Source organism: Streptomyces sp. NPDC102283 (genome assembly GCF_044766265.1).
Taxonomy (GTDB): Bacteria; Actinomycetota; Actinomycetes; order Streptomycetales; family Streptomycetaceae; genus Streptomyces.
This window is the reverse complement of the sequence record NZ_JBIWLQ010000035.1, coordinates 1-22279: the sequence shown is the minus strand read 5'-3', so window position 1 is coordinate 22279 and position 22279 is coordinate 1. Positions and strand designations below refer to the sequence as shown.

The following is a 22279-nucleotide window of genomic DNA, read 5'->3' as shown; positions in this document are numbered from 1 at the left end:
CGGACGCGCCCTGGCCGGGCGGGGGGGGGGGGGCGGGGGGGGGCCCCCCCCCGGGGCGCCGGCCCCCCCCCCCCCCCCCCCCCCCCCCCCCCCCCCCCCCCCCCCCCCCCTGTCCGGCTTCCCGAGCCGCCGCCCCACGGCGACGGCGTCCGGTCAGTGAGCCTGAGCCCCCTGCGGTGTCGCGGGCGTGATCCCCAGCGTCGTCGCGTACAGCGACAGCACGAGCTTCCCGATCGCCGGGTAGGCGCCCAGCGGCTCGGCCGTCGCGCAGCCCGCCTCCTTCGCGGCGGCGTCCAGCAGGCCGGGGTCGACCTCCGGGCCCACCAGGTACGGCGCCAGAGCCAACTGCGCTGAGCCGGAGCCCTGGAGCTGCTCCGCGACCGAGGCGACGGAGCCCTCCACGTCCAGAGCGGCGGCCATCACCGGCACGGCGAGCCGGGCGGCCAGCAGCATGCCGGTGATCCCGGCGGCGCGTACGGCCTCCTCGCCGCCCACGGTGACCAGCACGATGCCATCGGCGGCCGTGGCCACGGTGAACAGCCTGGCGCGGTCGGCGCGCGCCAGCCCGGCCTCCGACAACCGTACGTGCAGGGCCTCGGCGAGCAGCGGGTGCGGGCCGAGCACATCGGTCAGCTCGGCCTGCGTACCGCTGTCCATCACGGACTGCCGTATCCGCCGGATCAGCGCGCTGTCGGGACCCGCGAGCAGCGGGACCACGACGGCGGGCGGCCCCGCGGGCTCGGCGACCTCACGGCCGACGGCGACGGCCTGCTCGAAGCGCGCGACCCGCTCGGCGGCGGAGTGGGCGAGGACGGTGGCAAGGGTCGGGTACTCGGCATCGTCGCCGTCGAGGTAGCCGATCCGGGCGTTGAGGCCGGGCAGCTCGGAACGGGCGATGCTGATCACCTCTTCGGCCAGGCTGCGCGTGGCCGAGGAGGGGATACCGGGAACGGCGAGGACGAGCGCGGCGGCGCCCTCGGGTGCGACCACGGGCTCCGGGCGGCGGTGCCGTCCGGACTGGCGAGGTCGCGGCATTCGTACAGGCAGGCCGGAAGCGGGCCCAGTGGGGGTGCTCATGGCGCCGCATGCTACTGGTTTTGCCTGCCCCTCTGTTCGGGGAGGGTCCGGTCGAGCGTTAACTATCCGCTTATGTCCGATGAGTGATGTACCGCCGGAGTGTCCCTGTCTGTCAGGTCGTCTTTCCGCCGGTCTCCGTCCGCCTGCCTCCGTCGCGCCGACCGTCACCCCGTACGGGGGGCGTCGCGCACCGCCGTTCCGTCGGGCTGCCGCTGCCGTGCTCCTGAGGCACGAACAACATCGTCGGGTGCAGGGGCAGGCGTAGGTCTCCGGCAGTCATGGCGCGCGCGATCCGGAGTGCGCCGGTCAGCGGATCGCCCGCCGCCGAGGTCACCCGGGCCCCCGGCAACAGTCGTGACAGCTCCTCGCGCAGGGGTGCGATCAGCGGCTCGCCCATCTTGAACAGGCCACCCGTCAGAGCCACTTCGCCGCCCTCGCCGTCCCCCCCTGCCGTCCCGGCGGACGACGGGCACACGGCGGCCGCCGCCTCGGCGATATGACCGGCGGCCTGCCGCAGAATGCCGGCGGCCACCGGATCCGCTCCGGCGCACGCCGCCACCTCCGGGGCGAACGAGGCCAGCACGGCCGGTCGGTCGGAGCGCGGATAGAGCAGTCCGGGCAGCGCCTCGGCCGGTCCGAACACGGCCCGCAGCCGGTCCAGCAGGGCGGGGGAGCCACCACGTCGCCCGTCATGGGCCCGCATCGCCGCATCCAGCCCGGCACGGCCGATCCACGCGCCGCCGCCGCTGTCACCCAGAAGATGACCCCACCCGTCGGCCCGGTGCCACTCCATCAGGTCCGTACCGAGGGCGATCATGCCCGTGCCGCCCGCGACGACCGCCCCCGGGCGCTGTCCCACCGCGCCCGCGTAGGCCGTCACCGCGTCGGCGGCCAGCGCCAGCCGGCGCACCCCGAGCGCGTCCGCGAGTGCGCCGGGCAGCTCCGAACGCAACCGGTCGCCCAGCGTGGCCATGCCGGCGGCCCCGATCGCCACGGCGGCCACCTCACGCGTCGGGGCGTCATCGGACAGTTCGCCATCGGTCGCGGAGGCGGACGCCCGGTCCAGCAACTCCCGCGCGGCGGGCAGCAGCTGCTCCAGCAGATGCCCGGCGTCGATGCCGCCGGGCCCCGTCCGCACCGGCTCCGCGCAGAGTGTCGTCGCCAGGGGGCCCGGCAGCTCCACCCGGCCGAGCGCCACCCGCAGGCCCGAGCCCCCGGAGTCCACCCCGAGGACATACGTGCCGGGTCCGGCCGCGCCGGGCGCCGCCGGGGGACGGGTCACGGAAGCCGCCAGTCCACAGGCTGCGCCCCCTGGCGCTCCAGCAGTTCGTTGACCCGGCTGAACGGCCGCGAGCCGAAGAAGCCCGCGTCCGCGGACCGGGGGGAGGGGTGCGAGGACTCGATCGCGGGGAAGTCGCCCAACTGCGGGCGCAGATTGCGGGCATCGCGCCCCCACAGCACCGACACCAGCGGCGTGCCCCGGGCGACCAGCGCCTTGATGGCCTGCTCGGTCACCTCTTCCCAGCCCTTGCCGCGGTGGCCGCCGGGCCGCCGCGGCGCGGTGGTCAGCGCCCTGTTGAGCAGCAGCACCCCCTGCCGCGTCCACGGTGTGAGATCGCCGTTGGACGGCCTGGGCAGCCCCAGGTCCGTGTGCAGTTCCCGGAAGACGTTCTCCAGGCTGCCCGGCAGCGGCCGGACGTCAGGGGCCACCGCGAAGCTCAGCCCGATCGCGTGCCCCGGGGTGGGATACGGATCCTGGCCGACGATCAGCACCCTCACCTCCTCGAACGGCTGCTGGAACGCCCGCAGTACATGCGCCCCGGAGGGCAGGTACGTGCGGCCCGCTGCGATCTCCGCGCGGAGGAAGTCGCCCATAGCGGCGACGCGTTCGGCGACGGGTTCGAGGGCGTCCGCCCATCCCGGCTCGATGATCTCTTTCAATGGTCTTGCTGCCACGGGCCGCACTCTACTGCTGATACGACCACTCCGATCAACTGCCGTCAGCCGAGCGCCACCGCCCGCACGCACAGGACGTCCGGCAGATGCGACGCGAGCTGCCGCCAGCTGTCCCCGTCGTCCGCGCTGGCGTACAACTCGCCGTTGCGGTTGCCGAAGTAGACCCCGGCGGGATCCGCGTCGTCGGTGCACAGCGCGTCCCGCAGCACCGTGCCGTAGTGAGCCCCGTCCGGCAGGCCCTTGGTGAGCGGCTCCCAGGTGCGTCCCGCGTCGGTCGTGCGGAACACCCGGCAGCGGTGCTCCGCCGGGACCCGGTCGGCGTCGGCGTTGATCGGGAAGACGTACGCCGTGTCACCGCGGTGCGGGTGCGCGACGGCGGCGAAGCCGAAGTCGGAGGGCAGGCCCGCGCCGATGTCGCTCCAGTGGTCGCCGGAGTCGTCGCTGCGGAACACGCCCCAGTGGTTCTGCAGATAGAGGCGGTCCGGGTCGGCCGCGTCCCGGGTGACCTTGTGGACGCACTGGCTGAACTCCGGGTCCGGATCCGGGAGGAAGACCGCGGAGACGCCCTTGTTCGACGGGGCCCAGCTCGCGCCGCCGTCCTGGGTCCGGAACACTCCGGCCGTCGACACGGCGACGGTCACGGCCCGGGCGTCCCGGGGATCGGTCAGGACGGTGTGCAGCCCCTCGCCGCCGCCGCCCGGCTCCCACCGCGAGCGGGTCGGGTGCTCCCAGAGCGGACGGACCAGCTCGAACGACTCGCCCCGGTCCTCGGAACGGAACAGCGCGGCCGGCTCCGTGCCGGCGTAGACCACGTCCGGCGCCTCCGGTCCCGCGGGATGCAGCTGCCAGACGCGCTCCAGCGACGCTCCGGTGGACTTGGGGAACTTCACCGCGGGCTGTCGCGGCTCGGTCCAGGTCTCGCCGAGGTCGTCGGAGTGGAAGACGGACGGCCCCCAGTGCGCGCTGTCCCCGCCGACCAGGATTCTCGGGGTGTCCGCCCGGGTGTCCACGGCGACCGAGTAGATCGCCTGCGCGTTGAAGTGCGGGCCCGCGATCTCCCAGGTCCCGCCGCGCCTGCGGCCGATGAAGAGACCCTTGCGGGTGCCTGCGGTGAGCAATACGTCGGTCATGGTCCTGGACCTCCGAAACGCCGTTGTGTCGGAACAGTGCCAGTCTGCACCCGGCCACTGACAGCGGCCCGCGCACACGCCAGCGACCCCGGCCGGTCGGCGTTCCCGCCGCCGGGGCGGCTGCGGTGCCCTTGACCGGCGTCCGGCGACGGCCCTAGCGTTCAGCTGCCGTAGAAAGCGCTTGCGGAGCGACCGGTGCGGCGCGCGCCCCCCCGCGCGGCCGTGCGGCCCGTGCCGCCGAGACCCTGGAGTCCCCGTGGTGACCTTCGAAGGACTGCCCGGCGCCGTCGCCGTCTCGCACCTGAGCGTCTACGACTGGCCCGCCGCCGACGGGCTGCGCGGGGGCACCCCGCATCTGCACCTGACCTGCTCGGAGGGGTACGTCGTGGTCGGCGGCAGCGGTTCCGTGCAGACCCTCACGGCCGCCGGATTCCAGGAGACCCCGCTGACGCCCGGAGCGCTCGTGTGGTTCACCCCGGGCGCCGTGCACCGCCTGGTCAACGACGACGGGCTGCGCGTCATCGTGCTCATGCAGAACAGCGGGCTGCCCGAGGCCGGCGACGCCGTGCTCACCCTGCCGCCCCGCTGCCTCGCGGACCCGGACGTCTACCGCGCGGCGGCGACGCTGCCCGGTGACGCCGCGGAGGCCGTGCGGGAACGGGCGGCGCGGGCCCGGCGCGACCTCGCCGTGGAGGGGTTCCTCGTCCTGCGCGAAGCCGTGGAGGGCGGCGACCCGGAGCCGCTGGCCGCGTTCCACCGCGCCGCCGCCGCGCTCGTCCGCCCCCGGACGCCCGAGTGGCGCGGCCGCTGGAAGAAGGGGGCCGCCGCGGCCGCCGCCGCCACCGCCGAGCAGCTCGACGCGCTGGACCGGGGGGAGTCCGGCCACCTCGCCGACGCCCGCGTCCACGCCGAAGTGCCCGCGGCACACGGCGGATTCGGCATGTGCGGCCGCCTGGACGTCTACCGGACCTGAGCCCGCTCCATCGGTGTCCCCGGTCGGCACACACCGGGCCCGACCCCGCTCGCGCGCTCCGCCGCCGGATGCTGACATGCTGACGCAGTCCGGACCACGGCCCGGGCGACGCCCCGGACGCGGCCGGGCACAGGGACACCGAGGAGAAGACGATGGGCAGCGGGATCACGGACGCCGACGGCCACCCGGTGCCGGTCAACGTCACCGCGGGCGAGCCCGCGCCGGTCGCGGTCGCCCCGGGGGAGCCGGGCCCCCGCGTCCGTCTCCGGCTCTCGCCCCCGGCCGGCGAGCTCGTCTGGTCCTGCGCTCCCGGGGCGGCCCGCGAGCTGGCCGCCGTACTCCTCCGGGCGGCCGAGGAGGCCGAGAACGCGCCGGGGGAGCGTCCCGTCACGGTCGAGGCGGGCGAACTGCGCCGCGGCGACGTGCGCGACGGCGACGGGTCCATGACCGTAGAGAGCGCCCGGACCGACGGCTCCACGGTCCACGTCACCTGGAAGTCGGGGGCCGGCCGCAGCTGGACCCAGGCGTACGCCGCCGATACCGCCATCACTCTCAAGCGGCGACTTTCCCAGCGGCGTTGACGCTCCCGCCCTGCCCTGTCCCGCCCGACCCCGCGCACGGCCTCCCCGACCGGCCGCAGCGGGTGGGCGGCGTCGGTAGGGTGGCCCGTGATGTTCACCAAACAGGGCCCCACCGTGCGCGAACTGGCCGTTCAGGCGCTCTCCTCGACCGAGCGCGGATACGATCTCCTCGCCCCGAAGTTCGACGAGACGCCCTACCGCACCCCCGACCGCGTGCTCGACGCCGTCACCCGGGCGGTGCGCGAGCTCGGCCCCTTCGACACCGGACTCGACGTCTGCTGCGGCACCGGCGCGGGGGTCGGCGTGCTCCGGCAGCTGTGCCGCGAGCGTGCGGTCGGCGTCGACTTCAGCGCGGGCATGCTCGCCGAGGCCCGTGCCGCCTTCCCGCCCGGGAGCGAGGGGCCGGCGGTGCACTGGGTAAGGGCCGACGCCCGCTCCCTGCCCTTCGCGCCCGCCTTCGATCTCGCCCTGAGCTTCGGCGCGTTCGGCCACTTCCTGCCCGCGGAACGCTTCGGTCTCTTCGCCGAGGTGTACGGATCGCTGCGGCCCGGCGGGCAGTTCGTCTTCCCGATCGGCGCACCGCCCCCGGTGGGATCGCGCGCCTACTGGTCGCTGTTCGGCTTCGACGCGGCGATGCGGGTCCGCAACGCCCTGTGGCGCCCGCGGTTCGTCATGTACTACCGCACGTTCCGGCTCGGCGACGTGCTGGAGGACCTGACGCAGGCCGGATTCGTCGTGCGGCTGCTGCCGCTGACCGACCTCGGCCCGCGCCCCGACGGCAGCCCGCGCGCCCGGCTGGTGGTGGCGACCCGGGAGGGATGAAGCGGCCGGCTGTTCAGCGGTCCCTGTCCCGGGCCGCCGCCAGCAACCCGGGCCAGTCGGGAATCTTCACCGGGCCGCGCCCCAGCGAACGGCCCAGCTCCGCCTCCGCGCGCTCGATCGACAGCCAGCCGGACCACTCCACCGGACGCAGCCCCCACTCCCGCAGCACGGCCAGCGGATCGTCCGCCGCCGGGCGGAGCCTCAGCACGGCAGCGTCCTCCACGAGGGAGGCCACCGTCTCCTTGGCGCAGGAGCGGTTGGAACCGATCACTCCGGTCGGCCCCCGCTTGATCCACCCCGCCACGTACTCACCCGGCGCCGCCGCCCCGTCCCGCAGCACCCGGCCCGCCGTGTGCGGCACCGTGCCGCGCACCGGGTCGAAGGGCAGCCCCGGCAGCTCCACCCCGCGATAGCCGACCGCCCGCAGGACCAGTTGCGCCTCGACGTCCTCGTACGCTCCGGTGTCCCGGACCCCGCCCCCGCTGTCCGGAGCCGTCCGGGCGAACCGCACCCCGGCGACCCGCCCGTCGCGCTCCAGCAGTTCCACCGGCCGCAGGAAGAACCGCAGCCGGATGCGGCGCCCGGCATCGGCCGCCGCCGGCTCCCCCTCCGCCGACCAGCCGCGCAGGACCTCCAGGTTCCGCCGCACCACGGCGGGCAGCGGCAGCGCTCCGGGCAGGCCGTCCGGAGCGGCGTACGCCGGGTCGAGCGCGAGTTCCGCCGGGTCGACGACGACCCGCGCTCCGGGCAGCGCCCCCAGCTCCCGCAGCTCCTTGGTGGTGAACCGGGCCTGGGAGGGGCCCCGGCGGCCCACGATGTGCACATCGCGCACCCGGCTCTCCTCCAGGGCGCTCAGCGCCGCACGGGGCACGTCGGTGGCCCGCAGCTCGTCGGCGCCGCGCGCCAGGATCCGGGCCACGTCGACCGCCACGTTGCCCACGCCGATCACGACGGCCGTGCGGGCGTCCAGGACGAACGGGTCGCCGCCGACGTCCGGATGGGCGCTGTACCAGGAGACGAAGCGGGTGGCGGAGTAGCTGCCCGGCAGACTCTCGCCCGGCACCGCGAGCGCGCGGTCGGCCGATGCCCCCACGCAGTAGACGACCGCGTGGTACAGCTCCGCGAGCCGGGCGGGGGCGACTCCTTCCGCCCCGCCGACGCCGACGTTGCCCACGAAGGTGACCCGGTCGTCCTCCAGCACCGCCCGCAGACTGTTCTGCAGCGACTTGATCTTCTCGTGGTCGGGTGCCACTCCGTAGCGCACGAGCCCGTACGGGGTGGGCAGCCGGTCCAGGACGTGCACGCGCACATCGGGCACGAGCGACTGCTGGAGCAGGGCCTGAGCGGTGTAGACCCCGCTGGGGCCGGAACCGACGACGGCGACGGAGAGCACGGCGCACCTCTTCCCGGAGGTTCCCTCCAGGATGGCACCGCCGGGCCGATCCGCACCGCCGTGTGCACGGGGCGATCGGCCGAGTGGCTCAGTCCATCAGCCCGCGCATCCGGTTGATCTCCACGGTCTGCTGGGCGACCACGTCGCTCGCCATCTCCTCGACGATGACGTCGTTCCCCTCGGTGAGCGCCTCCGTGGCCATGGTGATGGCCCCCTGGTGGTGGGTGATCATCAGCTCCAGGAAGAGCTTGTCGAAGGCCTTGCCCTCGGCGTCGCGCAACTCGTCGAGCTGGGCATCGGTCGCCATGCCGGGCATCGTGGTGTGGTCGTGGTGCTCCTCGCGCCGGTCGCCGCCGTTCCTTTCCAGCCATCCTTCCATCGCGCCGATCTCCGGCTTCTGGCCTGCCGATATGCGATCCGCGAGCCGTTCGACGGTGTCGGCGGACGCCCGTTTCGGGACGAGTCCGGTCATTACCAGCGCCTGTCCGTGATGTTCGATCATCATCCGCGCGTAGCGGAAGTCGGCGGAGTTGGCGGTGTCCTGACCGGCCTCCTCGACGGCCTCCTCGGCGGAGAGCGTCCGGGCGGGCTCGCCCGGTCTGCCGGGCGCGACCACGCCCGGACCTGAGTCCTTCGCCTTGTCCGACGTTCCGTCACCGCTGCCCGCGTCGCAGGCTCCCAGGGCGAGCACGGCGGCAACCGTCGCCGCCGCGAGAGCGGTTGAGCGCAGAACTGCGGACCGGCGATGGATCAACACGGTGACCTCCTGTGCCACAGGGTTTGTTGCAGACCGTCCTAACACGCTTCCACCGGGCGATGATCAAAAACTTTCATTACGTCTGCGTTGCCATCTGTTGATGTGTACATGAGAGGGACGATACTGCCCAGGGTTCATGAACCGTTCGACCCCGAACGGAGACAAGGGAGGACGCAGTGACCTCGTTGCACACCACCCGCGTGCGGCGCAGACGTCTGGGTGCGGTGGCAGCCGCAGCCGGACTCCTCGCCACGCTGCTGACGGCCACCACAGCGGCCGCGACCCCCGACCCGGGCGACGCCCCGGCCGAGCGCGGGTCCGTCACCAAGAGCGAGCAGGCCGAGGCCAGGGCCGCGATAGCCGGTGGTGACATCCCCGGCGTGGACGAGATCGTCCACAGCTCCAACATCAAGCACCTGACGAACGTGCCCAAGGGCGCCCTCAAGGGCACCAACACGGACCTCGCGTTCCAGGGGAAGTACGCGTTCGTGGGCAACTACGACGGCTTCGTCATCTACGACATCAGCAAGCCGAAGAAGCCCAGGACGGTCGCGCAGGTCCTCTGCCCCGGTTCGCAGAACGACATCTCGGTCTCGGGGAACCTGCTGTTCCTGTCGACGGACTCCTCGCGCAGCGACGACTCCTGCTCCAGCACCTCCCAGCCCGCCACGGAGAAGTCCTCCTGGGAGGGCATGAAGATCTTCGACATCAGCAACAAGCGGCAGCCGAAGTACATCGCGGCGGTGGAGACCGCCTGCGGTTCCCACACGCACACGCTGGTGCCTGACGGCAAGAAGAACGTGTACGTGTACGTCTCCTCGTACTCGCCCAACGAGACGTTCCCGGACTGCAAGCCGCCGCACGACGGGATCTCCGTCATCAAGGTGCCGGTCAAGGCGCCCCAGAAGGCCCGGATCGTCAACTTCCCGGTGCTCTTCCCGGACGGCGGCAACCCCGGAGCGCCGGAGAACCCCGGTGTCTCCAAGACGACCGGCTGCCACGACATCACGGTGCTGCCGTCCAAGGACCTGGCCGCCGGCGCCTGCATGGGCGACGGTCTGCTGTTCTCCATCGAGGACCCGGAGCGCCCGAGGATCATCGACCGTGTCCAGGACAACGTGAACTTCGCGTTCTGGCACTCGGCGACCTTCAACCAGGGTGCGAACAAGGTCGTCTTCACCGACGAACTCGGTGGCGGCGGCGCGGCCACCTGCAACGCGGAGATCGGGCCCGAGCGGGGCGCCGACGGCATCTACGACATCGTCGGCAAGGGCGACCAGCGCAAGCTGGTCTTCCGCAGCTACTTCAAGATCGACCGGCACCAGGCCGACGCCGAGGTCTGCGTCGCCCACAACGGCTCGATCATCCCGGTGAAGGGCCGCGACCTGATGGTCCAGGCCTGGTACCAGGGCGGCATCTCCGTATGGGACTTCACCAACTCCTCCAAGCCCAAGGAGATCGCCTTCTTCGAGCGCGGCCCGGTCACGCTCGACCGGGTCACCACGGCCGGCTCCTGGTCGGCGTACTACTACAACGGCCACATCTACTCCAGCGACATCGCCAAGGGCTTCGATGTGCTGAAGCTGGAGGACCGGCGCACCGACCCGGCCGAGCGGGTCGAGCTGGACGAGCTCAACGCGCAGACGCAGCCGGACTACTTCGACCGCTGATCCGTCAGGGGTCCCGCAGTCCACGTGCTCCTGCATCCGGGGCCGGTGTCTCCCGGGCGGACGTCCGCCCGGGAGACACCGGCCCCGCCGCGTGTGCCGCCGGAAATTCATTGACCGATGAGCCGGGTGGGGACATGCTGGATCCCTGCGACGGCGGACTCCGCAACTCCGGTCCCCGGCGCGGTCCGCGGCCGTGTCCCACGTGCCACGTCGCGGGTGCGCCCGGATCCGGCGACGCGGGGGATCGCCGGATCGGGCGCGATCTCCGTACGGGCTTTCGGCGCGGGAGACGGCGGTCAGGCCGCGGTGCGGACGCTTCCGCCGGTGGCGGCGGCCCACTCCACCAGCAGCCGCTGGTACTCCGCCTCGTCCTGCGGCGTCAGACAACCGCCCGAACGCTGCCACAGGTCGCGGATCTCCGCGTTGACCTCGGCAGCGGAACGAGCGGATACGGACGACGGCATCGGGGACATGTCCACCAGGCTACGGCCACGAGCGTCTCCCATTACCCCTTCCGCGGCGGGATATGCCTCACACCCCGGTCCGATCTCCTCGGTTCGCCGCTGGGCCTCATTCCGGCACGAGGCCCAGCGAAAGCAGACCGTCGGGCCGATCCGCGACCGGCAGGTGGTCCACGAACCGGACCCCGCAGCCGATGGCGGCCGCGCCACCGTCCGCGACCCGGTCGTCACCGACCATGACCACGTCCGACGGGTCCCGGCCGATCAGCGAACAGGCGATGCGGAACAGCCCCGCGTCGGGCTTCTGGAGCCCGTGCTCGAAGGACAGGACATAGGCGTCGACCAGGGCGTCGAGCCCGTGCGCGCGGAAGACCGGGCGCAAGTCCCACCCGATGTTGCTGACCACGCACACGGCGACCCCCGCCCTCCGTAGCCCCGCCAGCACCTCGGCGCTGTCCGGATAGGGCTGCCAGGCCTCCGGCCGCGTATGGCGGTCGTACAGCGCGTCGTAGAGCCCCGGCCCCGGCAGGGCGACGCCCCGGGCCAGACCCGTGTACGCCTCGCGGTGCAGGGCGGCGCTCAGGTCCCGGCGGGACATCGCCCCGGTCAGCCGGTCGGGGACCCGGACCGGGGACGGGCCGCCCGGGAGGGCCCCGGCCTCCGTGAGCCCGCTCACGTACCGCTCGAAATCCTCCGGGGTGACGTCGACGCCCTCCTCGCGCAGCACGGCGGCGAGCCAGTCCCGGACCGGCTCGATACGGAACAGGGTTCCGGAGAAATCGAACAGCACGCCTTCGGCCGTCATGGGCGCGATCCTTCCCGGTCCGTCCCCGCGCCGGCAAGGGCGCCCTCCCGGGCCACCGAGTACCGGGCGTACGCCGCGGCGCTCAACGCCACCACGGCCACCCCCAGCAGCGCACCGCCCACCACATCGGTCAGCCAGTGCACCCCCAGGTACACCCGGGTCGCCGCCACCCCGACCGCCGAGACCACCGCCACGGCCAGCGCCGCACCCCGGGCGCCGGGGCCCGCGCCGTACAGCCGCAGCAGCCAGACGAACAGTCCGCAGGTCACGACGGCCGTCATGGCGTGCCCGGAGGGGAAGGCCGCGTAATGGGCCGAGTCCACCGGATCGGGCCACTGCGGGCGCTCCCGGCCCACCGCCGCTTTCAGTCCCTGCTGGAGCAGGGTGGCGATCAGGCTCGTCGCGGCCAGCCAGAGGGCGAGCGGGCGCGCGCCCCGCCACCACAGGAGGACCACCGCCACCGCGATCAGGGCGCGCATGGTCCAGGGATCCCACACCCAGTCCGTCAGTACCCGGCTCACATGGACCAGACCGGGATCGGTCACCGCGTGCCGGTGCAGGGCGTCGGCGACCGACCGGTCCAGGGACATCAGCGGCGACCAGCGCGCCGCCACCAGCACGAGCAGCACGAGAGCGGCCGCGCCGACGACGGCCGCGGTCCGCAGGGCGGGCGGGGTGCGGGGCGAGCGATCCGGTGAGCGGAAGCGGAACAGGGGGGAGGACGACATGGGGTGATCCTCGCGGAGGACACCGCCCGAAGGCCAACCCGGGGCGCGACCCAGTGGGCGCCGTTGCTCCCGCTCCTGATCCGGCGGACGCGCCCTAACCCAGCGCGCGGAGCCCCGGGACGAAGGCCACGAACACCGGGACCACCGGGACCAGCGCGGCGGCGGCCGTCAGCCGGAGCCTGCGGCCCGCCGTCAGCCGTTCGACCGGGGCCAGCAACCGGTTGACCCGGAGGGGCACTTGGGCCTGCGGGGTGGGACAGGGGCCGAACACCCCTCGGTCCTCGTTGAGTCCGACCAGGGCGAGCGCGGTCGTCAGCCGGCCGAAGCGGCGTGAGGCCACATCGTCCGCGGCCAGTTCGACCAGCCGGTGCATCTCGTCGCGGAACGCGGCGAACACCGGGATCTGCGGAAAGCCGATCGCCAGCGCCGACGAGCAGTGCAGCAGCCAGTCGTGCCGGGCCGCGGCGTGCCCCTGTTCATGGGCGAGCACGGCATCGAGCTGACGGCCCTTCAGGCGGCCGAGCGCGGCGGTGGTGATGACGAGCTGGGGAGCCGTGCCGGGCAGCCACCAGGCATCGGGGCGTTCGCCCTCCAGCACCACGAGACGGTCGGCGCCCGGCTCCTCGCCCGGCATCAGCGGGGATCGCACCAGCAGCTCCGACCGGCGCCGCGCGCGGCGACGCCGCGCCCGCCGGACCTCCCTCAGGAGCATCGCCCCGGTCCACAGTCCGCCCATCGCCAGCAGCACCGCGACGACCGCCGACCACGGCCCGTACGCCGCCAGGGCGTACGCCTCGACGACGGCGTGCGGGGCGGGGGCGAAGACATGGCCGCGCACCGCCTGCCAGGCGGCGGCCGCGCTCAACGTCATGGACAGGGCGAACGACAGGAGGACCCCGGCCACCACGCACTGCCAGACCCACAGGGCCACGACCGGCTCGCGCTCCGGCCACCGGGCGCGCGCCATCACGCGGGGGGTCACCAGGGCGGTCAATGCACCGAGCAGCAGCAGCGCGAGGGAGACCAGCATGGCCTCAGCTTATGAGGGGCGGGTCGGCCGGGGGTACGGCCGCGACCGGCAAGTGACGTAGACCACGGTTTGCCGGGGGTTCTGTCCCACTTCCTGTCTCACAGAGTGAGCAGCATGGCGAACATGCCGATGCCCATCGTCAGCCTGCAGGCGGTCGCGAGCTCAGGTCGACCGTCCGTGCCGCCTCCGGATCCGCCCGGGTGCCGGGCGGCGAGGCCCGTGCCACCGGCCGGGGCCACGGCGGTCCCGGGCAGCAGTCGGCCGGCCGAGCCCAGCACGTAGAACGCGTAATAGACGAGCAGCGCCCCGGTCAGCAGGGGTATGCCTCCAGCACCCGCGGCCGCCCCGTGCCCGGCATGCCCGCCCCCGGCGCTCCCGGTGACCGCGGGGGCCATCGCCACGGCCATGTAGACCATGGCCAGCGAGCCGACGAGATGGTGCAGATGGTGGCCGCCGCCCAGAGCGGGCCGCAGCGCGCGCAGCGCGGCCGCGCCGAACAGCGCCGCGTACACCGCCCAGGCCCACTCCGGGGGCGACAGCGCCGCCGCCGGAACGGCCATCGCCGCCATGCCGAAGCCCATGACCGCCTCCGAACGTGCGGTGCGGCGCTCCTGCGGTGTCCCCGCGCGGGCGCGCAGGAGGCAGTAGGCGCCGCTCACCGCGCACAACGCCATCAGCAGCCAGCCGGCCAGAGCCCCTCCGTGCACGGCGCGCCTCCCCCGGGTCGGACGTACGCACTGTTACGGGTCGTCCCATCGATGCCCGGGCGGTCGCCGCCGAATCCGGCGCACGGGGGTGTGAAGGGGGTGCGCCGGGGCTCGCCGGGGGCGCTCCGAGTCGCGCTACTCTCGACCGCACGTGCGAAGGCGGAGGCCACGACCGCACGTACGGCAGGCAGGCCATGCGTACGGCAATGCAGGCCATGCGCACGGCAGCGGAGAAGCGCGTACAGCGGTGAAGAAGTGTGTACGGCAGCAGAGAAGTGTGCACAGCGACAGCGAACGGAGCACCCCACCATGGACACCGCCACGCCCCCCGACGCGGCCCGGCTTACCTTCCGCGACGCGACCGAGGACGACGTACCGGCGCTGGTGGCCCTCATCGAGTCCGCCTACCGAGGTGACTCCAGCCGGACCGGCTGGACCACCGAGGCCGACATCCTCCAGGGGCAGCGGACCGACGAACAGGGTGTGCGCGAGGTCCTCGACGCTCCGGCCGGCCGACTCCTCGCGGTCGAGCGCGGCGGCGCGCTCGTCGCCTGCTGCCAGCTCGAACACCGGGGCGAAGCGGCCTACTTCGGCATGTTCGCGGTGCGGCCCGGACTTCAGGGCGGCGGACTCGGCAAGCTGATCATCGCCGAGGCGGAGCGCACCGTCAGGGAGAGTTGGGGCGTCGGCGAGATGCACATGACGGTGATCTCGGTGCGCGAGGACCTGATCGCCTGGTACGAGCGCCGGGGCTACCGCCGTACGGGAGCGCTCACCCCGTTCCCGTACGGCGACGAGCGCTTCGGGATCCCGCAGCGCGACGACCTCGCCTTTGAACTGCTCGTCAAGAACCTCGAGGTGAGCGACGCCGGGGAAGGCGCCTGAGGGAGCCCGCCCTCAGGCGGTGAAGCGACCGGCGCGGCGGATCTCCGGGAAGTCGGTCGTCGCGCCGTCCAGGCCCAGCGCCCGCGCGAGACGCAGATGGTCCTGGGTGTTCACCACCCAGCCGATCACCTTCACGCCCTCGGAGTGCGCCTGCTCCACGATCTCCAGGGTGAGACGGCGGATGTTCAGCGCGAGTGTCGCCGCGCCCGCCGTCTTCGCCCGGTCCACCACGTCCGCGCCCCAGCGGCTGGCGATCAGGACCGTGCGCACGCCCGGCACCAGCCGCGCGATCTCGGTGACGGCCTCGTCGTGGAACGAGGACACCTCCACCCGGCCGACGAGATCGCGCTTCCGCATCACGTCCGCCAGCGCGCGGGCCGCCGCCACGTCCTTGATCTCCGCCTGGAGCGGGGAGGAGACGGCCTCCAGCACCTCCTCGAAGACGGGAATCCGCTCGCCCCGACCGGCGTCGAGCTCGCGCAGCTCCGCCAGGGTCCTGGCCGCGATCGGTCCGGTCCCGTCCGTGGTGCGGTCCACGTCCACGTCGTGCATCACGACGAGCGCGCCGTCCTTGCTGAGATGGAGATCCAGCTCGATGGCGTCCATCCCGGACGCCTCGGCGCGGACGAAGGAGCGCAGGGTGTTCTCGGGCTCGACGCCCATCACTCCGCGATGGCCCAGGGTGAGAAATGACAAGGCGACCTCGTTTCCGTCGGCGGCGGTCCGTCGACTGCTCCTGCCCGCGCGACTGCTCCTGCCCGCGGGGAGGTGCGGCGAGCGGAGGCACGGCAGTACGGCACTGGGGAGGGTAGCGGCCGGGAACCACGATGTCCCCCGCCGTGCGGGTCCGGTCGCCCGCGCCCGGGAAGGACTGGGTGAACTGTGCGCCTACCCGGGATGCGACAGGAAAAACGGCGGTGAACATGGGGGTAGGCAGGACAATTTCCAGGGCTCCACTTGTCGGGAGGAACCCCGCACGGCTACGGTGAATGCACGCGAGGTTCTCCCGTGGAGGAAGTGTTATGACGGAAATTCTTGTGCACGACGCCGCCGACGGCGCGATAGCTACGGCCCAGCGGGTGGTCGAGCACCCGGCCTGGCCCGTGCTCAAGGATGCCGTCGAGGAAATCCGCCCCTGGCAGTCCAAGGACGGGTCCATCGACTTCGAGGCCGAGGGCGCCCCGTCCCCGGCCGTCGTCGAGCGGGTCCTCGACCGGGTGACCGGAGCGGTCGAGGAGCTCTCCCCGCTCCTCCCGCACGACGCCGCCTACCACCGTGCGCTCGTCACCGACCTGCGCCGCTGGGCCGCCGACGGCTTCCGCGTACCCGACTTCCTGGACTCGCTGCTGGCCTTCCAGCCCGCGAAGAACCGGACCGACGGCCTCCAGCACCTCGTCGTCTTCGCGATGTACACGCAGAACGGCAACCCCGACCGCAACCTCGAAGCGGTCGTGCTGAGGATGGTCTGGCCCGAATGGCTCGCCGACCTGGAGGCGAACCGCTACGACAACCCGCTCTTCTGCGGCATCACCTTCGAGGACTTCACCGCCGGGTACGACACCCACTCCGCGGTGCTCTTCCCGGAGACCATCGCCGTGCGCGAGGCCCCCGAGCGCTTCAGCTGGGGCGGCATCTTCTGCGACCGCGAGGCCGCCCGCTTCCGCCGTGTCACCGAGGCCTCCGTAGACCTGCTCAGCCTGGAGCTGCCCGACGACATCCGGGAGATGATCGGCGACCAGAAGCGCTGCGAGCAGGCGTTCGTCCTGTGGGACATGGTCCACGACCGCACCCACAGCCACGGTGACCTGCCCTTCGACCCGTTCATGATCAAGCAGCGCCAGCCGTTCTGGATGTACGGCCTGGAGGAGCTGCGCTGCGACCTCACCGCCTTCAAGGAGGCCGTGAAACTGGAGTCCGAGGGCAACGCCCACGGCCGTGACGTGCAGTACGCGGTGCTCTTCGACCGGATGTTCCGCTTCCCGGTCTCCGGCGAGCGCGTCCGCAACTACGACGGCCTCGGCGGCCAGCTGCTTTTCGCGTACCTGCACCAGCACGACGTCGTCCGCTGGACCGACAACACCCTGAAGATCGACTGGGACCGTGCCCCGGAGGTCACCAACCAGCTCTGCGGCGAGATCGAGCAGCTCTACCGCGACGGCATCGACCGCCCCAAGCTGGTCCACTGGTTCGCCGCGTACGACCTCGTGTCCAGCTACCTCGCCCCGCACCCGGGATCCCGCTGGGCCAAGGGTCCCGACGCCCTGGACCTCACACTTCCTCCCCGCAAGCTCGTCGACGACGTGCTTCCGGACGAGTTTCCCCTGAGCATGTTCTATGAGGCGCTCGCCAAGAAGCTGAAGCACGTGATTGCCTCTGCCAAGGGAATCACCGCGGCGAACGACGAGCGGGCAGCCGCGTGAACCATTCTCCCGAGGAGGCGGTGGCCATGAACGCGAACGGCACGGGCGAGGGGTCCGGTGTGCTCGAAGGCGCGGTGATCGCGGTCGCCGGAGCGGCCGGCCCCGCCGGCCGGGCGACGCTGCTGCGGCTCGCCGAGGCCGGGGCGACGGTCGTCGGGTGCGACGCCCACCCCGAACGGCTCGCCGAGGCGGTGGACGCGGCTCGGTACGCCCACGGGGGCGCGACCGTCACCGGCGAGACCATCGATCTGCTCGACCTCGACGCCACCCGTGACTGGGCCAAGCGCACCGAGGCGGAGTTCGGCCGCATCGACGGCCTGGTCCACCTCGTCGGCGGCTGGCGCGGCAGCCCGTCGTTCCAAGAGACCGTGCTGTCCGACTGGGACGCCCTGGAGAAGCTACTCGTCCGCACCGTCCAGTCGACCTCGCTGGCCTTCCAGGAGGCCCTCGAACGCAGCGACCGGGGTCGCTACCTCCTGATCAGCGCCGCGGGCGCCAGCAAGCCCACCGCGGGCAACGCCGCCTACTCCGCCGCCAAGGCCGCCGCCGAGGCGTGGACCCTCGCGCTCGGCGACGCCTTCCGCAAGGCGGGGGGCGAGGACGGGCCCGCGGCGGCTGCTGCGATCCTGGTGGTCAAGGCACTGGTGAACGACGCCATGCGCGCCGAGCGCCCGAATGCGAAGTTCGCGGGCTTCACCGACGTCAGGGAGCTGGCCGAGGCCATCGCCGGCGTCTGGGACAAGCCCGCCCCCGAAGTGAACGGAAAGCGCCTGTGGCTGACCCCGCAAACGTGAGGACCGACGCGCGACGTCATCACGACCCGCAGGTACGCGGCTTCGCCAGTGACAACTACGCGGGCGCGCACCCGGAGGTCCTCGCGGCCATCGCCCTCGCCAACGGCGGCCACCAGGTCGCCTACGGCGAGGACGACTACACCGGTCACCTCCAGCGCGTCATGCACAGCCACTTCGGCCCCACCGCCGAGGCCTTCCCGGTCTTCAACGGCACGGGCGCCAACGTGGTCGCCCTCCAGGCGCTCACCGACCGCTGGGGCGCCGTCATCTGCGCCGAGTCCGCGCACATCAACGTGGACGAGGGCGGCGCGCCCGAGCGGGTGGGCGGGCTGAAGCTCCTCACCGTGCCCACGCCGGACGGCAAGCTCACTCCGGAGCTCATCGACCGGCAGGCGTACGGCTGGGACGACGAGCACCGGGCCATGCCGCAGGTCGTCTCGATCACCCAGAACACCGAGCTGGGCACCGTCTACACCCCCGACGAGATCCGTGCCATCTGCGACCACGCCCACGAGCGCGGCATGAAGGTGCACCTCGACGGGGCCCGGATAGCCAACGCCGCCGCCTCGCTGGACGTGCCGATGCGGACGTTCACCAACACCGTCGGCGTCGATGTGCTGTCCTTCGGCGGCACGAAGAACGGCGCGCTCTTCGGCGAGGCCGTCGTCGTGCTGAATCCGGACGCGGTCCGGGCGATGAAGCACCTGCGCAAGCTCTCCATGCAGCTCGCCTCCAAGATGCGCTTCGTCTCCGTCCAGCTGGAGGCGCTGCTCGCCCGCGACCTGTGGCTGCGCAACGCCCGGCACGCCAACGCCATGGCCCAGCGGCTCGCCGAGGGCGTCCGGGCCGTCGACGGGGTGGAGATCCTCTACCCGGTCCAGGCCAACGCCGTGTTCGCCCGGCTGCCGCACGCGGTCAGCGAGCGGCTCCAGGAGCGCTTCCGCTTCTACTTCTGGGACGAGGCGGCCGGGGACGTCCGCTGGATGTGCGCGTTCGACACCGGCGAGGACGACGTCGACGCCTTCCTCCAGGCGCTCAAGGAAGAGATGGCGCGCTAGCGCTCGTGCATGACTATGCGGCTGACCGGAAAACGATGGACTTCCGGTCGGCCGCTTCGTACGCTCTTCGATCATGGAGCTGACACAGCAATCCCCGGACATCGGCGCATATCTGGCCGCCGACGAGGCCATCGACCACGAGCATCCTCGGGTCAGGGAGGCGGCGACCCGCCTCGCCCCCGACGTCGACGATGCATACGCATACGCGCGGGCCGCCTTCGAGTTCGTCCGCGACACCATTGCGCACTCCGCCGACTCGGGGGATCCGCGCGTCACCTGGCGTGCCTCCGACGTGCTCGCCGCCCGTACCGGCATCTGCTACGCCAAGTCGATCGCGCTCGCCGCGCTGCTGCGGGCCGGCGGCATCCCGGCCGGCCTCTGCTACCAACGTCTGGTCGGCGCGGACGGTGTGACCCCGGTGATCCACGGCCTGGTCGCGTTGCGGCTCCCCGGAGCCGGGGGCTGGGCGCGGGTGGATCCGCGGGGCAACAAGCCGGGAGTCGACGCGCAGTTCTCGCTGGAGGAGGAGCGGCTGGCCTGGGTGGTGCGCGAGGAGTTCGACGAAGTCGACCATCCAGGGGTTCATGCCGCAGCGCCCGAGGCGATCCTCCATGCGCTGAAGAGCGCCCGGGACCGCTCGGAGCTGTTGCGGAACCTCCCCACGGCCCTCTGAACGCGGCCCCGAGCGGCGCCCTCTGCCCGCCTGGAGGGTCTCCGCACCCATGGCGAACGACCGGCTCGACGCCGCGGGCGCCGTGGGGCGGCCGTCAGCCGAGCTCGCGCACCTCGGCGGGCGTCGGGGCCGTACCGCCGAGATGGGCCGGCACCCACCAGGTGTCGCTCGCGTCCTTCGGGCGCACCGGGTAGGCCCGCTGTGCCGCCTCCAGCAGCTCCTGGACCCGCTCCCGCAGTCGCCGGGTGATGGCGCCGGCGTACTGGTCGGAAGGTGCCTCGATGGGCTCGCCGACGCGGATGGTGATCGGGATGTGGCTGCGCTGGAAATTGCGCGGCCGCCCCTTCGTCCAGATCCGCTGCGTGCCCCAGAGCGCCATCGGGATCAGTGGGACCCCTGCCTCCTGGGCGAGGCGCGCGGCACCCGACTTGAAGCTCTTCAGGGTGAAGGACTGCGAGATGGTGGCCTCGGGGAAGACCCCGATGATCTCACCGGAACGCAGCGACCGAAGCGCGTGGGCATACGCGTCCTCGCCCTGGTCGCGGTCGACCGGGATGTGCTTCATCCCCCGCATCAGCGGACCGGAGATCTTGTGCCGGAAGACCGATTCCTTCGCCATGAACCGCACCAGCCGCTTCTGCGGCAGGGCGCCCAGCCCGGTGAAGATGAAGTCGAGATAGCTGATGTGGTTGCTGACCAGCACCGCACCACCGGTCTTCGGGATGTGCTCCGAACCCTGAGTGTCGATCTTCAGGTCGAGCGCCTTGAACAGCGTGCGAGCGGCGCCGATGACCGGTCGATAGACGAGTTCTGCCATCTGGAGAAGACCCTTCTTCAGCGCCTGGGGAGGATGCTCCCGGCGGAAGTTACGCAGCCGTAGGTTTTCGGCATTGTGGCGATGGTGCCCCATGGGAGAGCCGCTGGCCAGCCCCGGCGGACGCGGGGCGCGAGATTCTCGTCACGTGCGACTGTCCCGGGAGCTGCGGGAATGTCCGCGCGGCGGCCGGTGCTGACCTCCTACGAAGAGCTCTGATCAGGAGGCACCAGGTGGATCGCCGGACACACGGACAGCGGCTCGACGCAGCCCAACTCGGCGCGGAACTCGGGAAACGCGCGACGCTCGTCCAGTTCTCCAGCGCCTTCTGCCAACCGTGCCGGGCGACCCGCCGCACTCTCGGCGAGGTGGCCGGGATGGTCGACGGGGTCGTCCACATCGAGGTCGACGCCGAGGCCCATCTCGCACTGGTGCGGCGGCTGGACATCACGAAGACGCCGACCGTCCTGGTGCTCGACGCCGAGGGAGAGGTGGTCCGCCGGGCATCCGGCCAGCCCCGCACCGTCGACGTCGTCGCGGCGCTGGGGCACGCCATATGACGGACCGTGACGCATCTCCCACATACCGGAACACCCTTGACTGCGCCCACTCGGCATCGTCAGTCTGACGTTATGCCGCCAGAACTCCTTCTTTACGGCCGGGTCCATGTGGACCTCGCACGCCACGCGAGTGCGCGCTGTCCGGGTGTCTGAGCACCCGCGGACCCGTACGCCACTTTCGCAGAAGGACACGTCCATGACGGCAACGCCCGACCTCGCCCCTGCCCAGACGGCCGCCACACCCGAACTCTTCCGCTCGGTCTTCCGCCGCCACGCCGCGGGTGTGGCCGTGATCACCGCCGCGGGGGAGCACCCGGTCGGCTTCACCGCCACCTCGCTGACCTCCGTCGCCGCCGAACCCCCGCTGATCTCCTTCGGCGTCGGTACGTCCTCCTCCAGCTGGCCCGTGCTGTCCGAAGCCGTCTACGTCGGCGTTCACATACTCGGCGAGCACCAGCGGGACCTGGCCGCGACCTTCGCCCGCAGCGGAGCCGACCGCTTCGGCCCGTCGACCGAGTGGAGCAGCGGCCCCGAGGGAGTTCCGCTGCTCGCCGGCGTGTCCGCCTGGCTCGTCTGCCGCGTCGTGACCCGCGTCCCGGCCGGGGACCACCGCATCGTCATCGCCGAGGCCGTGGCGGGCGCGCCCTCCGGAGCCGGTCGCCCGCTGGTCTATCACCAGGGACGGTTCACGTCTCTGCGAGACTGAGGGCGCGCACGCACAGGCCCGCCGCGTTGGCAAGGTCACAGTGCGCAGCGCTTGCCCAGGGGTAGGAGACTGGGTGTACTGGCGAGTAATATCGGGCTCGGAGCCTCGGTCGTCCCGACCGGATCCGGCCCGAGAAGGCGCCTATGCTGCGTGCAACAAGGCAGCCCGGAAATGACGATGCAGTAGGAGAGCCGGCGTGAGCTTGAGGATCGTTGTCTGTGTGAAGTACGTGCCCGACGCGACCGGTGACCGGCGGTTCGCCGATGACCTGACGTTGGA

At 72.4% G+C, this 22279-nt stretch carries 24 protein-coding genes and 1 pseudogene; 12 read left to right on the top strand and 13 right to left on the bottom strand.

Annotation, left to right across the window (positions count from 1 at the left end; all coding sequences use genetic code 11):
* Positions 1 to 153: 153 nt before the first annotated feature.
* The 4 genes from ACIRJT_RS37955 to ACIRJT_RS37940 all read right to left on the bottom strand — a co-directional run bounded on the left by ACIRJT_RS37955 (position 154) and on the right by ACIRJT_RS37940 (position 4163).
* Positions 154 to 1077, bottom strand: coding sequence for a sirohydrochlorin chelatase (locus ACIRJT_RS37955; protein WP_403918958.1), 924 nt, complete (start codon positions 1075 to 1077; stop codon positions 154 to 156).
* Positions 1078 to 1189: 112 nt separating this feature from the next.
* Positions 1190 to 2359, bottom strand: coding sequence for an N-acetylglucosamine kinase (locus ACIRJT_RS37950; RefSeq protein ID WP_403918955.1), 1170 nt, complete (start codon positions 2357 to 2359; stop codon positions 1190 to 1192).
* Complete coding sequence (locus ACIRJT_RS37945) at positions 2356 to 3033, bottom strand: uracil-DNA glycosylase (RefSeq protein ID WP_403918953.1); 678 nt, start codon at positions 3031 to 3033, stop codon at positions 2356 to 2358. Before ACIRJT_RS37945 ends, ACIRJT_RS37950 begins: the two co-directional genes overlap by 4 nt.
* A 44-nt stretch (positions 3034 to 3077) precedes the next feature.
* On the bottom strand, positions 3078 to 4163 hold the full coding sequence (locus tag ACIRJT_RS37940) for a WD40/YVTN/BNR-like repeat-containing protein (RefSeq protein WP_403918950.1): 1086 nt from the start codon (positions 4161 to 4163) through the stop codon (positions 3078 to 3080).
* Positions 4164 to 4419: 256 nt separating this feature from the next.
* Between ACIRJT_RS37940 and ACIRJT_RS37935 the strand changes: the two genes are divergently transcribed.
* From ACIRJT_RS37935 to ACIRJT_RS37925, 3 genes are all read left to right on the top strand, one after another.
* Positions 4420 to 5136 (top strand): cupin domain-containing protein, encoded by a 717-nt coding sequence (locus ACIRJT_RS37935; protein WP_403918948.1) that lies wholly within the window; start codon positions 4420 to 4422, stop codon positions 5134 to 5136.
* Positions 5137 to 5288: 152 nt separating this feature from the next.
* Positions 5289 to 5717 (top strand): hypothetical protein, encoded by a 429-nt coding sequence (locus tag ACIRJT_RS37930; protein ID WP_403918945.1) that lies wholly within the window; start codon positions 5289 to 5291, stop codon positions 5715 to 5717.
* Between the two features lie 90 nt (positions 5718 to 5807).
* Positions 5808 to 6539: a class I SAM-dependent methyltransferase gene (locus ACIRJT_RS37925; RefSeq protein WP_403918942.1), complete on the top strand. Its 732-nt coding sequence runs from the start codon at positions 5808 to 5810 to the stop codon at positions 6537 to 6539.
* A 13-nt stretch (positions 6540 to 6552) separates the two neighbouring features.
* On the opposite strand, the gene ACIRJT_RS37920 is transcribed toward ACIRJT_RS37925, so the two are convergent.
* Positions 6553 to 7932 carry an FAD-dependent oxidoreductase gene (locus tag ACIRJT_RS37920; protein ID WP_403918939.1) on the bottom strand — a complete coding sequence of 460 codons (1380 nt, stop codon included), beginning with the start codon at positions 7930 to 7932 and terminating at the stop codon, positions 6553 to 6555.
* An 88-nt stretch (positions 7933 to 8020) separates the two neighbouring features.
* Positions 8021 to 8707, bottom strand: a complete 687-nt coding sequence (locus tag ACIRJT_RS37915) for a DUF305 domain-containing protein (RefSeq protein WP_403918937.1) — start codon at positions 8705 to 8707, stop codon at positions 8021 to 8023.
* 158 nt (positions 8708 to 8865) lie between these two features.
* Here ACIRJT_RS37915 and ACIRJT_RS37910 point away from each other — a divergent pair, with 158 nt between their 5' ends.
* Positions 8866 to 10359 carry an LVIVD repeat-containing protein gene (locus tag ACIRJT_RS37910; protein WP_403918934.1) on the top strand — a complete coding sequence of 498 codons (1494 nt, stop codon included), beginning with the start codon at positions 8866 to 8868 and terminating at the stop codon, positions 10357 to 10359.
* 296 nt (positions 10360 to 10655) lie between these two features.
* Here the strand turns inward: ACIRJT_RS37910 and ACIRJT_RS37905 are convergent, their stop codons facing one another.
* The 5 genes from ACIRJT_RS37905 to ACIRJT_RS37885 all read right to left on the bottom strand — a co-directional run bounded on the left by ACIRJT_RS37905 (position 10656) and on the right by ACIRJT_RS37885 (position 14090).
* On the bottom strand, positions 10656 to 10832 hold the full coding sequence (locus ACIRJT_RS37905; protein WP_359623638.1) for a hypothetical protein: 177 nt from the start codon (positions 10830 to 10832) through the stop codon (positions 10656 to 10658).
* Positions 10833 to 10929: 97 nt separating this feature from the next.
* Positions 10930 to 11625: an HAD family hydrolase gene (locus ACIRJT_RS37900; protein WP_403918931.1), complete on the bottom strand. Its 696-nt coding sequence runs from the start codon at positions 11623 to 11625 to the stop codon at positions 10930 to 10932.
* Positions 11622 to 12353 carry a phosphatase PAP2 family protein gene (locus ACIRJT_RS37895; protein ID WP_403918928.1) on the bottom strand — a complete coding sequence of 244 codons (732 nt, stop codon included), beginning with the start codon at positions 12351 to 12353 and terminating at the stop codon, positions 11622 to 11624. Before ACIRJT_RS37895 ends, ACIRJT_RS37900 begins: the two co-directional genes overlap by 4 nt.
* A 94-nt stretch (positions 12354 to 12447) precedes the next feature.
* A complete protein-coding gene (locus ACIRJT_RS37890) occupies positions 12448 to 13383 on the bottom strand; it encodes a M56 family metallopeptidase (protein WP_403918925.1) in 936 nt (311 codons plus the stop codon).
* A 98-nt stretch (positions 13384 to 13481) separates the two neighbouring features.
* The gene (locus ACIRJT_RS37885) at positions 13482 to 14090 is read right to left on the bottom strand and encodes a DUF5134 domain-containing protein (protein WP_403918923.1); all 609 of its coding nucleotides are present in this window, start codon (positions 14088 to 14090) and stop codon (positions 13482 to 13484) included.
* 309 nt (positions 14091 to 14399) lie between these two features.
* Here ACIRJT_RS37885 and ACIRJT_RS37880 point away from each other — a divergent pair, with 309 nt between their 5' ends.
* Positions 14400 to 14975 carry a GNAT family N-acetyltransferase gene (locus ACIRJT_RS37880; protein ID WP_403918921.1) on the top strand — a complete coding sequence of 192 codons (576 nt, stop codon included), beginning with the start codon at positions 14400 to 14402 and terminating at the stop codon, positions 14973 to 14975.
* A 12-nt stretch (positions 14976 to 14987) separates the two neighbouring features.
* Here the strand turns inward: ACIRJT_RS37880 and ACIRJT_RS37875 are convergent, their stop codons facing one another.
* Entirely contained in the window at positions 14988 to 15671 is a 684-nt protein-coding gene (locus ACIRJT_RS37875; protein ID WP_403918918.1) for a glycerophosphodiester phosphodiesterase, read from the bottom strand.
* Positions 15672 to 15997: 326 nt separating this feature from the next.
* Here ACIRJT_RS37875 and ACIRJT_RS37870 point away from each other — a divergent pair, with 326 nt between their 5' ends.
* The 4 genes from ACIRJT_RS37870 to ACIRJT_RS37855 all read left to right on the top strand — a co-directional run bounded on the left by ACIRJT_RS37870 (position 15998) and on the right by ACIRJT_RS37855 (position 19920).
* Complete coding sequence (locus ACIRJT_RS37870; protein ID WP_403918916.1) at positions 15998 to 17395, top strand: DUF6421 family protein; 1398 nt, start codon at positions 15998 to 16000, stop codon at positions 17393 to 17395.
* A gap of 26 nt (positions 17396 to 17421) precedes the next feature.
* Positions 17422 to 18189, top strand: a complete 768-nt coding sequence (locus ACIRJT_RS37865; protein ID WP_403918913.1) for an SDR family NAD(P)-dependent oxidoreductase — start codon at positions 17422 to 17424, stop codon at positions 18187 to 18189.
* Complete coding sequence (locus tag ACIRJT_RS37860) at positions 18186 to 19247, top strand: threonine aldolase family protein (protein WP_403918993.1); 1062 nt, start codon at positions 18186 to 18188, stop codon at positions 19245 to 19247. Before ACIRJT_RS37865 ends, ACIRJT_RS37860 begins: the two co-directional genes overlap by 4 nt.
* A 73-nt stretch (positions 19248 to 19320) precedes the next feature.
* A complete protein-coding gene (locus ACIRJT_RS37855) occupies positions 19321 to 19920 on the top strand; it encodes a transglutaminase family protein (RefSeq protein ID WP_403918910.1) in 600 nt (199 codons plus the stop codon).
* Between the two features lie 94 nt (positions 19921 to 20014).
* Here ACIRJT_RS37855 and ACIRJT_RS37850 read toward each other — a convergent pair whose 3' ends face one another.
* Entirely contained in the window at positions 20015 to 20737 is a 723-nt protein-coding gene (locus ACIRJT_RS37850) for a lysophospholipid acyltransferase family protein (protein ID WP_403918908.1), read from the bottom strand.
* Positions 20738 to 20967: 230 nt separating this feature from the next.
* Here ACIRJT_RS37850 and ACIRJT_RS37845 point away from each other — a divergent pair, with 230 nt between their 5' ends.
* From ACIRJT_RS37845 to ACIRJT_RS37835, 3 genes and pseudogenes are all read left to right on the top strand, one after another.
* Positions 20968 to 21294, top strand: coding sequence for a TlpA family protein disulfide reductase (locus ACIRJT_RS37845; protein ID WP_403918905.1), 327 nt, complete (start codon positions 20968 to 20970; stop codon positions 21292 to 21294).
* A gap of 196 nt (positions 21295 to 21490) precedes the next feature.
* Complete coding sequence (locus ACIRJT_RS37840; RefSeq protein ID WP_403918902.1) at positions 21491 to 22000, top strand: flavin reductase family protein; 510 nt, start codon at positions 21491 to 21493, stop codon at positions 21998 to 22000.
* A 196-nt stretch (positions 22001 to 22196) separates the two neighbouring features.
* Positions 22197 to 22279: pseudogene (locus ACIRJT_RS37835) on the top strand (electron transfer flavoprotein subunit beta); the annotation flags it as partial.